At 62.7% G+C, this 14,625-nt stretch carries 8 protein-coding genes; 4 read left to right on the top strand and 4 right to left on the bottom strand.

What is annotated here, in order from left to right:
• The first annotated feature begins 72 nt into the window (after positions 1–72).
• A complete protein-coding gene (locus tag HX807_RS25435; RefSeq protein ID WP_177051453.1) occupies positions 73–1,719 on the top strand; it encodes a SulP family inorganic anion transporter in 1,647 nt (548 codons plus the stop codon).
• A gap of 8 nt (positions 1,720–1,727) precedes the next feature.
• Here HX807_RS25435 and HX807_RS25440 read toward each other — a convergent pair whose 3' ends face one another.
• On the bottom strand, positions 1,728–3,227 hold the full coding sequence (locus HX807_RS25440) for an FAD-dependent oxidoreductase (RefSeq protein WP_008433008.1): 1,500 nt from the start codon (positions 3,225–3,227) through the stop codon (positions 1,728–1,730).
• 52 nt (positions 3,228–3,279) lie between these two features.
• Between HX807_RS25440 and HX807_RS25445 the strand changes: the two genes are divergently transcribed.
• On the top strand, positions 3,280–3,780 hold the full coding sequence (locus tag HX807_RS25445) for a MarR family winged helix-turn-helix transcriptional regulator (protein ID WP_032899084.1): 501 nt from the start codon (positions 3,280–3,282) through the stop codon (positions 3,778–3,780).
• A gap of 58 nt (positions 3,781–3,838) precedes the next feature.
• Here HX807_RS25445 and HX807_RS25450 read toward each other — a convergent pair whose 3' ends face one another.
• Entirely contained in the window at positions 3,839–4,333 is a 495-nt protein-coding gene (locus HX807_RS25450) for a DUF934 domain-containing protein (RefSeq protein ID WP_003210798.1), read from the bottom strand.
• Entirely contained in the window at positions 4,317–5,975 is a 1,659-nt protein-coding gene (locus HX807_RS25455) for a nitrite/sulfite reductase (protein ID WP_003210800.1), read from the bottom strand. The genes HX807_RS25450 and HX807_RS25455 overlap by 17 nt, the downstream gene beginning before the upstream one ends.
• A 449-nt stretch (positions 5,976–6,424) precedes the next feature.
• Between HX807_RS25455 and HX807_RS25460 the strand changes: the two genes are divergently transcribed.
• Positions 6,425–7,504 carry an ABC transporter substrate-binding protein gene (locus HX807_RS25460; protein ID WP_177051455.1) on the top strand — a complete coding sequence of 360 codons (1,080 nt, stop codon included), beginning with the start codon at positions 6,425–6,427 and terminating at the stop codon, positions 7,502–7,504.
• Positions 7,505–7,510: 6 nt separating this feature from the next.
• Here HX807_RS25460 and HX807_RS25465 read toward each other — a convergent pair whose 3' ends face one another.
• On the bottom strand, positions 7,511–7,726 hold the full coding sequence (locus HX807_RS25465; protein ID WP_008432997.1) for a DUF2970 domain-containing protein: 216 nt from the start codon (positions 7,724–7,726) through the stop codon (positions 7,511–7,513).
• 141 nt (positions 7,727–7,867) lie between these two features.
• On the opposite strand from HX807_RS25465, the gene HX807_RS25470 reads away from it, so the two are divergent.
• On the top strand, positions 7,868–14,500 hold the full coding sequence (locus HX807_RS25470; RefSeq protein ID WP_256349586.1) for an NEL-type E3 ubiquitin ligase domain-containing protein: 6,633 nt from the start codon (positions 7,868–7,870) through the stop codon (positions 14,498–14,500).
• The last annotated feature ends 125 nt before the right edge of the window (positions 14,501–14,625 follow it).

Here is a 14,625-nt window from a genome sequence, read left to right on the forward strand (position 1 = left end):
GGTTTCAGTGCAATGATCACGGCCAATTCGCAGACAGCGGATTGGCCGTTTTTTTTGCCAGGGAATTAGGGATTGAACACCAAGCCTGAGAGCGACACCACGCCGAACCGTGCACAAGACTTGCTGGCCGGCCTGTCCATCGCCGGCCTGTTGCTGCCCGAGGCCGTGGCCTATTCCAGCATCGCCGCGTTGCCGCCCCAGGCGGGCGTGATCGCCTTGTTTGCCGGATTGTTGTGCTACGGCCTGTTTGGCACCAGCCGCTTCGCGATTGTCTCTGCCACATCGTCCTCGGCAGCGGTGCTGGCGGCGGCCACGGCAACGCTGGCGGGGGATGACCCGGCACTCAGGCTGAGCCTGGCAATGGGCCTGGTACTGGTGACGGGGGCGTTTTTCCTGTTGGCCGGGATGCTCAAGCTGGGCGGGCTGACCTCGTTTATCGCCAAGCCGGTGTTGCGTGGCTTTGCCTTTGGCCTGGCGCTGACGATCATCCTCAAGCAGTTGGCCAGCGTGGTGGGCGTGCACCTGACCGACAACAACCTGATTCGCTTCCTGCCCCAGCTCCTGGAGCAACTGCCGCGCTGGAACTGGGCCGCCGCTGCCGTCGCGGGCGTCGCGTTGCTGCTGCTCTGGCTATGCGCACGAGTTCGGCGCCTGCCGGGCGGGTTGCTGGTGGTGATCCTCGGGATTGCCGCCGGCCAGTGGCTGGATCTGCAGGCCCATGGCGTGGCGTTGATCGGCGTCATCGACCTGCGTCTGGAACTGGCGCATTTGCCGGTGTTGCCGTTCGCCGACTGGCTGCGCCTGGGAGAGTTGGCGTTTGCCATGGTGATGATTCTTTACGCCGAGTCCTACGGCTCCATCAGCTCCTTCGCCCTCAAGCATGGTGATCGCGTGTCATCCAACCGTGACCTGCTGGCGCTGGGGGCCGCCAACCTGCTGTCCGGGCTGTTCCAGGGCATGCCCACCGGCGCCGGGTATTCGGCGACATCGGCCAATGAGGCGGCGGGTGCCAACTCGCGGCTGGCGGGAGTCGTGGCGGCGCTGGTGGTGTTGGTGATCGTCTTGACTGTGCTGCCGTGGGTAGCGCTGACGCCGGAGCCGGTACTTGCCGCCATCGTCATTTATGCCTTGAGTCGTGGCCTGAGCCTGCAGCCCTTGGGCCGCTATTTCTCCTGGCGCCGCGATCGGTTGCTGGTGATCTGCGCGGTGGCAGCGGTGTTGGTGCTGGGGGTGCTGGATGGGTTGTTGGTGGCCGTCGGAATCAGCGTGGTGTTGATGTTGCGCCAGATGTCGTCGGCGGACGTGCGCGAGTTGGGGCGCATTGACGGCGGACATGATTTTGTCGACTTGCTGCATCACCCGAGCGCCGAACGGATCCCCGGTGTGCTGATCGTGCGGCCCAGTGAAGCGCTGTTCTTCGCGAATGCCGAGCGAGTGTTGGGGGCGGTGTTGAGCCTGACGCGGCACGCTACGTTACCGGTGCACACGGTAGTGCTCAGCCTGGAAGAATCCCCCGACCTGGACGGCACCAGCATCGAGGCATTGCAGGCATTTTTCGTACAGGTGCGAGGGGAGGGCAAATGCCTGGTGCTGGCCCGCGTACGGCATGAGGCGCAGGAGGTGTTGCAGACGCTGCCTGAGGCGTGTGCTCCCCAGGTATTGATCAGCGGCTTGAGTGTTGATGGCGCGGTGCAGTTGGCGTTGCAGCCAACTGCCTGAGCTCGACATTAAAACGCCTCGGCGCTGAGCCCAACTTGGGCGAGGTAGCCGTGCAGTTTCTCAACGTCTGTGAAGATCGCGCCGACGTAGCCATCGGGGCGCACCAGCACCCATTCGCCATGGTCGAGGTTGTAAGCGTCATTGAACTGTCGCTGATCATCCACCAGGTCGCCGCCCGGCCCGAAGCGATGGATATGCAGCCCGGCTGCAGGCTTCAGTGACCCGCGTTCCACCTCATAGCCCAGCAATGTCCAATGCGCGCCCTGGAACAGCTTGAATAGCCGGGACGAATGGCCGCTGGCGTCCCGCACGGTTGCATCGGGCGCCCGGTCACCGGCGAGCAAGCGGCCTTCTCGTTCTGCCGGTTGCACTGCGAGCGAGGAGTGGGGATACCCGATATCGAGTTGGTGCACCTCGCGGCCGCGGCGCATGTCGCCCTTTTTCATTCCGTCCAGCAGCCTGGTCGACAGGCCGAGCATCGAGGCTGCCACAGGCCGTCGCTCTTCCTCATAGGTGTCGAGCAACGCTTCGGGCGCATCGGCCGTCACCGCCGCCAGCTTCCAGCCCAGATTGTAGGCATCTTGCACGCTGGTATTGAGGCCCTGGCCGCCGGTGGGTGGGTGGATGTGCGCGGCATCGCCGATAAGAAATACCTGTCCTACGCGATAGTGATCGGCCAGCCGCGCATTCATCGTGTAGGCCGACGCCCAGGAGACAGAGTCGATATGAATGTCCTGCCGACCCGTGCGCTCTGCCACCATGTTCATGAGCCCCTCAGCGCTGAGGTCAACTTCTGTGTCCAGCGGAATCGGCGCCTGTATCTGAAACAGCTCGGTCCCCGCCAATGGGCAGATTGCGACCTGCATTGTCATGCACTCAGTGCTGAACCGGTGCCAGTAGTCACGCGACAGGCCGGTCATCAGCACATCGGCTACGATGGCACGGACCCCGAGGGTCTGCCCAGGAAATCCGATGTCCAGCGTGCGGCGTACCACACTGCGGCCGCCGTCTGCGCCAATGAGCCAACGTACACGCAGTGTCTGTTCGCCTTCGTTGCCGACCAAATATGCGGTCACGCCGTGGCTGTCCTGCTCGAAGCTGACTAACTCGCAGCCAAACGCCGGGCGGTGCCCCAATTCCAGAAGGCGCTCGCGCATCACCTGTTCGGTGAGGAACTGCGGCAGCATCATAGGCTGCTGATAAGGTTCGGCTGACGTTGGCGCCGAGAGCTCGATAACCTCGGCGTCGATGTGGCTGCCATCTTCGTTATATCGCCGCTCGGGCGGGTAGACGTCGCCCGCAGCGGTGATCCGGTCGAGAATGCCGAGGTCTTCGAATATTTCCAGGGTGCGGGGTTGAATACCCTTGCCCCGCGAGCCGTGGAACGGCGCGGGGGATTTTTCGATCAGCCGGAAGGAAATGCCTCGTCGCGCCAGGTCGATCGCCAGGGTCAAACCGGCCGCACCGGCACCACAAATCAGAACGTCGACTGCGCATTGCTCTTTCATCTGGACTGCCTTTATATGTAATATGCACATATATTTGAGCAAGGAAGATTCCGTGTCAACAGAAAGCGTGCAAAATACACCTATAGGTCTTCAGATTCGCGAGCTTCACGGGGCGCTGATTGAAATTGTCGGTGCCATGAACCGGCCGCAGCGCGACGAAGTGATGGTCCGGGAGGCGGGTATCGCCCTTGATCGGGCACTGTTTCCGCTGCTGGTGCTGGTGGAGCGGCTGGGGCCGATCGGCGTTGTGGAGCTGGCCGACCGCGTGGGACGCGACTACACCACGGTCAGCCGCCAGGTGGCGAAGCTGGAAAGCCTCGGTTTGGTCGACCGCCAGGAAAATGCCAAGGACCGCCGGGTTCGCGAGTCGGTGATCACCCCGCAGGGCAAGGCAATGACGGATCGGGTGGATGAGGCACGTACGCGAATGGGGATGGCCATTTTCGCCACCTGGGAACAGCAGGACATCGACGACCTGGTGCGACTGATGGGCAAGTTTGCCGCCGACCTCAACGACGATGCGCTGGTCACTCTGACGCTTGAGAATCGATAGAAAAGCCGGGCAAAAAAATACCCCTCAATGAGGGGTATTTTTAAACGACTCCCAGCGGTTACCGGCGGCGGAACAACGGCAACGGTTCATCCGTCGCGGCCTGGTACGTCACCGAGAAATCCTTGAGGCTTTCCAGCGCTTCATACGGGTCTTTGTCCGCGCGCAAGGCGAAGGCATCGAACCCGCAGCGGCGCAGGTAGAACAACTGGTCGCGCAGCACATCGCCAATCGCCCGCAGCTCGCCCTTGTAACCATAACGGTCACGCAGCAGGCGGGCGTTGGAGTAGTTGCGACCGTCGGTGAAGGCCGGGAAGTTCAGGGCGATGACCTGGAAGTGCTCCACGTCATCACCGATCTCTTCGGCTTCTTCATCGGCGTCCAGCCACACACCCAGGCCGCCGTCGCGGGCCTTGAGGGCGTGAGCGTGCTCGCGCCACAGGGCCAGTGGCACGATCAGGTCGTCGCAGTTGGAGATGCCATCGAAGCTCGCATCCTTGGGCAGCAGGTGCCAGGTTTCGTCGAGGACTTCGTTGTTCTTAATGATTCGCTGCATAGACGCGCTCCTTGAACAGGTCAATGCCGATGCGCTGGTAAGTGTCGATGAAACGCTCATCTTCGGTGCGCTGTTCAACGTACACGTCGATCAGCTTGCCGATCACGTCAGGCATGGCTTCCTGGGCGAAGGACGGGCCGAGGATCTTGCCCAGGCTCGCATCGCGGCTGGCGCTGCCACCCAGGGACACTTGGTAGAATTCTTCGCCTTTCTTGTCCACGCCCAGGATGCCGATGTGGCCGACGTGGTGGTGACCACAGGCGTTCATGCAACCGGAGATGTTCAGGTCCAGCTCGCCGATGTCGAACAGGTAGTCCAGGTCGTCGAAACGGCGCTGGATCGATTCGGCAATCGGGATCGACTTGGCGTTGGCCAGGGAGCAGAAGTCGCCGCCCGGGCAGCAGATGATGTCGGTCAGCAAGCCGATGTTCGGCGTGGCAAAACCCTGCTCGCGCAGCTCGCCCCACAGGGTGAACAGTTGAGACTGTTCAACGTCGGCGAGGATGATGTTCTGCTCGTGGGAGGTGCGCAGTTGGCCGAAGCTGTAGCGCTCGGCCAGGTCGGCGACGCCGTCCAGTTGCTTGTCGGTGATGTCACCCGGTGCAACACCGGTAGGTTTCAGCGACAGGGTAACGGCCACATAGCCCGGCTTTTTGTGGGCCAGGGTGTTGCGGGTGCGCCAGCGGGCGAAACCCGGGTGCTGCGCATCGAGCTCGGCCAACGCGGCGTCCTGATTGCTCAGGGCCTTGTAGTCCGGGTCGACGAAGTGTTTGGCAACGCGGTGCACTTCGGCGTCGGTCAGGGTGGTCTGGCCGCCGCGCAGGTGTTCCATCTCGGCGTCGACTTTCTGGGCGAACACCTCGGGGGTCAGCGCTTTTACCAGGATCTTGATCCGGGCCTTGTACTTGTTGTCACGACGGCCGTAGCGGTTGTAGACCCGCAGGATCGCGTCGAGGTAGCTCAACAGGTCCTGCCACGGCAGGAATTCGTTGATGAAGGCACCCACTACCGGCGTACGACCGAGGCCACCGCCGACGAGCACACGGAAGCCCAACTCGCCCGCCGCGTTATGCACCGGCTCCAGGCCGATATCGTGCACTTCGATGGCGGCGCGGTCCGAGGTCGAGCCATTGATGGCGATCTTGAACTTGCGCGGCAGGTAGGCGAATTCCGGGTGGAAGGTGGTCCATTGACGGACGATTTCACACCATGGGCGGGGGTCGATCAGCTCGTCAGCGGCAACGCCGGCGAACTGGTCGGTGGTCACGTTGCGCAGGCAGTTACCGCTGGTCTGAATGGCGTGCATCTGCACGGTGGCCAACTCAGCCAGGATGTCCGGCACGTCTTCCAGGGCCGGCCAGTTGAACTGAACGTTCTGGCGAGTACTGATGTGGGCATAGCCCTTGTCGAAGTCGCGGGCAATCTTGGCCATCATGCGCGTCTGACGGGAAGTCAGTTGGCCATAAGGCACGGCAACCCGCAGCATCGGCGCAAAGCGCTGAACATAAAGGCCATTTTGCAGGCGCAGAGGGCGGAACTCTTCTTCGCTCAGTTCACCTGCCAGATAGCGTCGGGTCTGATCACGGAACTGCTTGACGCGGTCCTCGATGATGCGCTGATCGTATTCGTCGTATACGTACATATAGGTCCTGTTCTCGGCAAATCTGCGCGCACGGCCGCGCACTCCCAACGGAGCCGGCGCACGATACCAGTTTGCGTTTATGCGCAAAAGTGATGTTTGAGTATATGCAAATAACCAAATGGCCTAATGAGAACGGTTATCGCGATACCCACATTTGTCATGCGGGCAATCATGAACTTTACTGTGCTCGTGTCTTTGTGCAATCACCTATAAAACCGACAAGAGGCGATGCTATGAGCAATCCGACCAAAGCCCGCAAAAGTGACAGCAGTGTCGATGCGTGGGCCATTCTGTTCTTGATTATCCTGGTGGTTTCCACTGCCGTGTTCTGGGTCAGCCATCAATAAAAGGGCGTTATCGAGCCTTGTTGTCGACAATCGGCAATTAGCCGAGATTGACCGGCCTGATGCCATTATCATGGGCCGTCATTCCGAAGGGCTCAGGCAACGATGTTGAAGGTTCTCTGCAAGTGCTTGCTGGTGCTGAGCATGCCGTTCTGGGCCATCGCCCAGGCGACGTCGGTGGTGTTTCTCAACCCTGGCAATTCGACCGAGACCTTCTGGGTCAGCTACGCGCAATTCATGCAGGCCGCCGCCAGGGACCTCGGCCTGGATTTGCGTGTGCGCTATTCCGAGCGCAATCCCGAGACCACGCTGGTGCAGGCCCGTGAAGCCCTGCTAGGCGCCGAGCGCCCGGACTACCTGGTGCTGGTAAACGAGCAGTACATCGCCCCACAGATCTTGCGCCTGGCCCAAGGCAGCGGGGTCAAGCTGCTGATCGTCAACAACGCGCTGACGGCGGACCAGACTCAACTGCTGGACGCCGGCAAATACCCTGACTGGATCGGCAGCATGGTCGCCGACGACGAACAGGCGGGCTACTTGATGCTCACCCAGTTGTTGCGCCTGCATGGGCCTGTCGCCCCCGGCCAGACCCTCGACCTGATCGCGTTCTCCGGGGCCAAGACCACTCCCGCCGCGCAACTGCGCGAGCAAGGCTTGCAGCGCGCCCTGGCGGATCATCCGCAGGTGCGCCTGCGCCAGTTGGTGTATGGCGAGTGGAGTCGCCAGCGCGCTTTCGACCAGGCCACGCAGTTATTCAAACGCTACCCGCAGACCGCGCTGGTGTGGGCGGCCAACGATGAAATGGCGCTGGGGGCAATGGATGCACTCAAAGGCAGCGGGCGCACGCCGGGCAGGGACGTGTTGTTCAGCGCGGTCAACAGTTCGCCCGAAGCGTTGCAGGCGCGCCTTGAGGGGCGCCTGAGTGTGCTGGTGGCCGGGCATTTCACCCTTGGCGGCTGGGCGATGGTGGTGCTGCATGACGATGCCCGCGGCCTGGGCATGGCGCAGTACGGTGGGCGTGAGCGCAAGCTTGGGCTCTTTCGATTGATTGATCCGCCACAAGCCTCGCGCCTTTTAGAGATGCAGGGGCGCGAGGACTACGGCGTCGACTTTCGAGCACTGTCAGCCCAGGGCAAGCCAGCCACCTATCGCTACCCGTTCAGCCTGCAACTGCTGATGCATTGACCGGCTTCAAACACCGGCCAGGTGCAGCACCAGCTTGACGATGCCAAACAGGGTCAAGGCAAACACGGCGGTAAACACAATACCCAGGATGACAAAGTGGCTGGGCTTGCCATGGGTAAAGTCGCGGGCGCGATTCTTCCCGCTCTGCACCCCGAAGGCGGCTGCCATCACGCTGTGAAGCATCTGCCAGAAAGTCGGTGGCTTGTTGTTGGAATCGTCCATAAAGGCCTCGCGGTAGGGATCAAACCCATGGATGAGGATAGCCAAGTTCCCGCAAAACACCGGCTGTAGCTATCTACCGCCCTGGCGGTTGGCCCGTTCGCTGTACTGGGACTCCTTAACAGAGTCATCAGGAACGAGCGCATGCCAACCTTACCCGCCCCGACAGAGCAGGGGCTACACACCGCATTGATCAAGAACAGCTTGCCCGGCTGGATTGCCCGCAGCGCGGCTGCGGACATCCGACGCTTGAAGCCGGGCCTGCTGCCTGGGCGCGTCCCCGAGGATGCACCACCTGCCTGGCTCAGTAACGCGCCCCAGGGGTTGCGCCAGGCATTCGCCGACAGCCAGTTGGCCAGTCGCCGCGCCCACGAGCGGCTGGCCAAGACTCTCGACGGCCTCAAGGGCATCACCGAGTTCGCCCAGCCGCTGCTGGAAGACGCCTGGCGCAAACGGTTCGGTGAGGTACCGGACGTCCACAAGCACCAGTTGCACTACCTGCGTTACCGTCAGGTGCCGCAACAGCATTCGCTGTTGCAGGCAGCATTGCTCAACTTTGAAGGCAATGAAGACTTTGCCGATATCGCCCTTGAGCAAACCAGCGCGCTGGCCCCCGAAGGGGCGTTGTTCACCGAGTACTACGGCGAAATTCTGAACGACCATTCACGCCGGGCCCGCTATCGCTACCGCGAAAAGCTCGCCGTCACCCCGGATCAGTTTGCCGCGCTCTGCCGCACGCTGGACCTGGGCCGGCAATACCAGGCGCATTTGCAACAAGTGTTCGAGGGGGCGGGCACCAAGGCCGTGGTGCGCGAGCAGATGATCGAGGCGCACAAGAAACTGCTGGCCGTCAGGCTGCACACGGCGCGGATGAAGAACGAAATCAGCGACAGTGCCTATGCCATGCTCAACGCCTTGCTGGCCGGTACCGAACGGCCGCAGTTGGATGGCAAGCCCGTTGCCTGCAGCCAATTGGCGATTCTCGGCTGCAAGGTGGGTGAAGTCGTACTGATCGGGCCGGGCGTCGGCGCGATGGCAGATGCCCGGCAGCCGTTGGGCTGGGGCACTGTGCTGGTGCCCGGCGCCTCGCTAGGGGAGTTGCTGGTGCCGGCCGCGGCTGACCAGCGGCTGGTGGCGTGGATCCCCGGTGCGCCGTTGTGCCCGCTCAAGGAATACCCGTCGATAAAGGCATTCGAGGCGGAACTGGCGATCAACCTGCGCTCCCCGGAGTATCAGCGGCTGTTTGCCAGCCTGGTGCCGCAAGACGAAGCCCCGGCTTTCCTGCAACGACTGAAGACCAAGCTCTTTACCTTCGAGTGGAATTCCCGAGGCTACATGGAGCAGATCTACGACCCGAACATCAACCTGGCGCGCCGCGAAAGCCTGATCAGTGGCGAGCTGTTCGGAGCACTCTATGACAACCACCTGCAACGCCTGAAAGATAACGCCAGAACGCTCGCCGTACCCACCGCCGAGGCGGATCGCAAGGCTGCCCAGGAACGCCACGAACATTGGCTGAGTATTGGCTTGAATGTGCTGAACGTGGCGGCCTTTGTCGTGCCCGGCCTGGGGGAGGTGATGCTGGCGGTCACGGCTGTGCAACTGGGCCTGGAGGTCTACCATGGCATCGAGGCGTGGAAGGAAGGCGACATCGATGCCGCCTGGGGACATCTGGAGTCGGTGGCGCTGAACGTGGCCTTCATGGCCGCCCTCGGCGGTTCGACGGCCCTGGCCGGTCGCGCGCCGAAAATCCAGGTGTCCCGCTGGGTGGATGGCCTGGTACCGGTCAAACTGCCCAGTGGTGAGGCTCGGCTGTGGAAACCGGACCTGGCGCCGTACCGCAGCGAGGTGGTGCTGGCCCCGGCTGTCAAGCCCAATGCCCGGGGCCAGTACGAGACAGGCGGCAAGATTTATGTGCGTATCGGCGAAAACCTGCATGAAAAGGTCTTCGACAGCCGAATCCGCAAGTGGCGGATCAAACACCCGGAAAATCCCGAGGCTTACCAACCGATCCTTGAACACAACAACGCCGGTGCCTGGCGGCATGTGCATGAGCAGCCCTTCAAATGGGACCGCCTGACCCTGTTGCGACGACTGGGGCCTGCCACTGAAGAATTCTCTGATACGACACTGGGCATTATTGGGGATATCAGTGGGGTCCAGGATGACGTGTTGCGCAAGGCGTATATCGAAGGCAGGCCGCTGCCCGCCGTGCTGGCCGATACCCTGGAGCAGTTCCGCAGCCAGCCAGTGGCGGAAACGGCGCCGCTGGCTGGCGAAGAGGCGGTGCTGCAACGGCGCTTCCCTGGATTGTCGAGGCGAGCCATCCAGGAAATTCTTGATACCGCCAGCGAACAGGAGCGCTTGCAACTGCGCAGTCAGCGTGGAGCCTCGGCGCGCCTGGACAATGCCGCTCGCCGCGCAGTCCAACAAGGCCGCCTGAGCCGTGCCCTGGCGGGGCTGCATCGTCAGGCCGACGCCGGTGCCGACACTGACCGCCTGGCCCTGCATTGCCTGCAACACTTGCCGGGCTGGCCCACCAATCTGCGCCTGGAAGTGCGCTTTCAGGCTGTCGAAGGACCGTTACTGAACAGCATTGGCCCGCAAGATGCGCCGCTGCGCAGATACCTGGTCAAGCAGGGCGAAGCCTTCCAGGCCTACGACGAGCGCGGTGTCGCGCTGAACAGCCGGACCACCGGGCGGCGTAATTTCTTCCAGTCCGTCGTGCATGCGATCCCCGCTGCGGCCCGACCTGGCCTGGACATGCCCGTGGCGACCCTGGACCGGGAACTGCAACAGGCGGTGGCCAGTTATGCCACCCGCCGCCGTAGCCAAATGTCCAATGTGCTCGGCCTGCGCGCACCGCGTTCGCGACCCGTGTTGACAGGGGCGGGGGGCGTCCTGGGTTACCCGTTGAGCGGTCGGGGCAAAGGCTTTGACGTGGATGCATCGCTGACGGCGAGGGTGCAGGCGCTCTATCCGAACCTCAACGCCGGGCAGGCCAGCGATTTTGTCCTGAGCCGATTGCAGGCCGGTGAAAGCGCCCAACAGATCTTCACCCTGTTGGGAAACCGCCAGCGTGAGTTCGACCTGTTGCAGGCAGAGCTTGATCAGTGGACCGCCGCTGCGTTCCCACAGCCGGGTAGGGTCAGTGATCAGCAACGGATGGCGGCCGACATCATCAGTTGCTGGCGCCAGGGCATTTACCGCGAGCGGCCGCCGCTGAGCACCCTGTCGCTGGGCAGCGTGACGGACCTTCCGCGGCTGAGCGCAGACTTTTCCCATGTGCAGTCGCTGAGTGTGCGAGCCGAGGCCTTATCGGGTGAGCAGGGTACAAGGCTGGCTGAGCAATTCTCCGGCGTGCAACGCCTTGATGTATTCCTTGAGGCAACGCCAGGCATCGAGCTGGTCGACAGACTGAACCGCTTTACCGGGCTCACCCAGTTGACGTTAGGCGGCCGGAATATGGCCTATCCGGCTACGTTCATGCAACGCCTGGGGGGAATGGAGCGTTTGCAGCACCTGAGCATCGAGGGCATTTCGCAACGCCTGGACGTCAGCCCCCTCACGCACCTGCGCTCGCTGCGCATGGAGGGCTCGGTGCAGGAGTGGCCACAGGGGGTGGCGTCACTTGAGCACCTTGAGAGGCTCGACCTGTGGCGAACAAACATCCGTTCGGTGCCCCCGTCGATGCTCATCGGGCATGAACGCCTGTGGCGCGGCTTGAACCTGCGGTGGGCCGCGTTTGACCGCCGGGAATTCATGGCGGTGTATGAACACGTGCGGGGCAATCCGGCTCACCTGCTCAATGAGCAAGCCCTGGTGCGGGGTTACTGTGAGGGCGTGATGGATCGTTTGAAAGACGTGCGCTGGGGGTTTGGCATAGACGTTGTCTCTCAGTTCCGGCAGCAGGGTCTGACCACTGAACAGATACTGGCCCGCACTCACCAGGTACTCGACGAACAGCTCGCCCTGAGCCGGGACCTGGAGGAGTGGGCGACCAGGGAGTTGCGGGTTGACCGCCGGCAGGTGGATGTCTTTTACCGCCAGCGCGCCGCCGAGCGGCTCCTGGACAGTTGGCGTGAAGGCCTGGGGCCGCGGCTTGCGCCGTCGGGCATGTCGGCGCGCTCCAACCTGCCGACCGCCACACTGAACCTGTCGGGGGGCGTGCTGGGCGACTTGCCCGGGTTGCCGGCGGCCGCGTTCGCCCATGTCAAACAGGTCAACCTGAGCGGCACCCGGGTTTCCATTGAGGCGCTGAATGACTTTCTCGGCGCATTCAACGCCATTGAAGACTTGAACCTCAGTGCCAGCAACCTGGCACAGCTGCCTTCGGCCCTGGACAACTTCACCGCCCTGCGCCAGTTGGATCTTTCCCACAACCAACTGAGCATCATCCCGTCCATCCAGCAACGCTTGAGCCGCCTGACGACTCTTGAAACCCTGGACTTGCAATACAACCGTGTCGCGAGCCTGGATCTGCGTGGCCTCAACGCCTTGCGCCACTTGAACCTCAGCCGCACTGGAATCACCGAATGGCCCGAGGGTGTCCTGGACTTGCCAGTCCTGGAGAGCCTGGACCTGAGCCACAGCGCTATCACCCGGGTGCCCGCCCAGGCGCTCACCGGCCACGACACGCTGATGCTCAAGAGCAACCTGCGGGGTTGCCGACTGACTGCCCGGGCCTGCGCCGACATCCTGGCCTTTGCGCAACGCACCCTGCGGGAAAATCCATTGGGCCTTGATGTGGAATTACTGCCGTTGGTGGGGCCGGAAATCTACCTGCACAAACCGCTGGGCATTCCCCAGGAACAGCTGCGCATCGGCCGGACTGGCGGCGATCCGGAATATTTCCCGGTCAGGGTCACGGACGACCCCGGCCAGTTGCTGTTGCCCCTGCACGTCGAGAACGTCGACGCGCAAGCACGCCTCACTCCGGCGGCGCGCCTGCAACAACTGGATCCTGCCTTGAGCAGTGCCGAGGCGGTGGCGCGCATCGATGAATGGCTGGCCGCCGGCCTGGGCGCCACCGGCGTCGACACACGCCTGGTGCAATTGCACGCCGAGCATCAGCGCTTGAGCCGGGCGTTGAACAGTTGGATCGACATCGAAGGTTATCGTGAGGGGGGCGGCTGGGTCAGTGCCCTCGACCGTCGTCGTGCGGCCGGCCGGCTCCTTGAGAGCTGGCGCCACAACCTGCGTGCCCGGCCCGAGGTGCCGCCGGTGGACGGGCGCGAGGTACTGGACCTGTCCGGGTTGTATCTGGGCGACCTGCCGACGTTGCCGGCTTCAATGAGCCACGTCAGCGTGCTCGACCTCACCGAGGTGAAGCTGACGGAGCAGGGGTCCAATGGGTTCCTGGGCAGTTTCCCCCACCTGCGCCGGCTTGTGCTCAACAAGAATGGCCTGGCGCACCTGCCCGAGGTGATCAACCAATACACGGCGCTGACTCATCTCGAAGCCACCTACAATGATTTGCGCGACGCTGTGGAGCTACAGGCACTGCTCGGCCCATTAAGTGCGCTGGAATGGCTCGACCTTGGCGAAAACACCCTGGCCAGCCTGGATGTCAGCGGCCTGCGCGGGCTGACAAACCTGGATCTGCACAACAACGTCCTGGAGGAATGGCCGGCCGGGGCATTGGAACTGCCGCGACTGCGCACCCTCGACCTCAGCAATAACCAGATCGAGACCATCCCGGACGATGCCCTGTTACCTCGCCACAACCTCCTGATGAGCAACACCAACCTGACAGACAACGGGCTGGAAGAACGCGTGTTCGAGCGCCTGAGCGACTTCCTCGAGGAAACGGGGTTCGGCCTGGGTTATACCCGGGAGCAAATTGATCGCGAGCTCGATGGCTTCCTCCTCAGTACCAGTCACGAGGAAGCGGATCTGAGCGGTGAGCTGCATCCGGAGCTGCTGACGCCCGCAGCACAGAAAGCCCAGTGGTTTGCTGGCGTGGCGGCCGACTCCAGCAAACACGCAGTCTGGGAGTCGCTCAAGAGCGCTGACGACAGTGAGGATTTCTTCTACATCATTTCCCAGCTGAAAAACGCCCAGGACTTCATCACCGACCGCCCTGAGTTGACGCGCCGGGTATGGGAGGTGCTGGAGGCCGCCGAGCAACGTCCGGCGTTGCGCGAGCAACTGTTCGGCAAGGCTCGCGGCATGCGGATCAACGCGACCTGCGGTGACGGCTGGATCCTGCTGTTCAGCGACCTTGAAGTCAGTGTCTATGAGTTCAAGGCCCTGGAAACCGTGGAGCCCGGAAAAGAAGGCGCGGCGCTGTTCAAGCTGGCCAGAAGCATGATCCGCCTGGAACAGACTGAAGCCACCGCCAGCCGCGTGGTCAGCCTAAAGCCCAGTGTTGACCCGGCGGAAATTCGCCTGGCCTACCGCATCGGCCTGGCCCAACGCCTGGAGTTGCCGCGCCAGCCGTCCGGCATGCTGTACCGCAACCTTTCCCAAGTGAAACAGGCCGATATCGACCAGGCCTACGCCAGCATCATCGCCCGGGAGGCGACCGAGGCGTTCACGGCCGATCTGGTCACGCGCCAGTACTGGGTCGACTACGTGCAGAAGCAATACGCCGCCGACTTTACGACGCTGGCCCAGACCCAGGCCCGCGAGGCTGAAGCCCTGGAGGATCGCTATCCGGCGTTTGGTGCGCAGTACGAGGCGCAAGCCGTGGTCTTGGCCAAGCAAAGGATTGAGCAACGCCAGGCCCTGCTGATTCGCCTGTCCGAGCGGGAGAGAGCAGCACTGAGGCTATAACAGCCTGTGCCCCGGCGGCAGGTCCGGAAACGGGCCTGCCGCGCCTCAGTGGTCGTAACCCAGGTTCGGCGCCAAGTTGCACAAAAACAATTATCTACCTGCGAAGGCGCTCGCCTGTTCGCTGT

This window comes from Pseudomonas sp. D8002 (genome assembly GCF_013385695.1).
Classification (GTDB): domain Bacteria; phylum Pseudomonadota; class Gammaproteobacteria; order Pseudomonadales; family Pseudomonadaceae; genus Aquipseudomonas.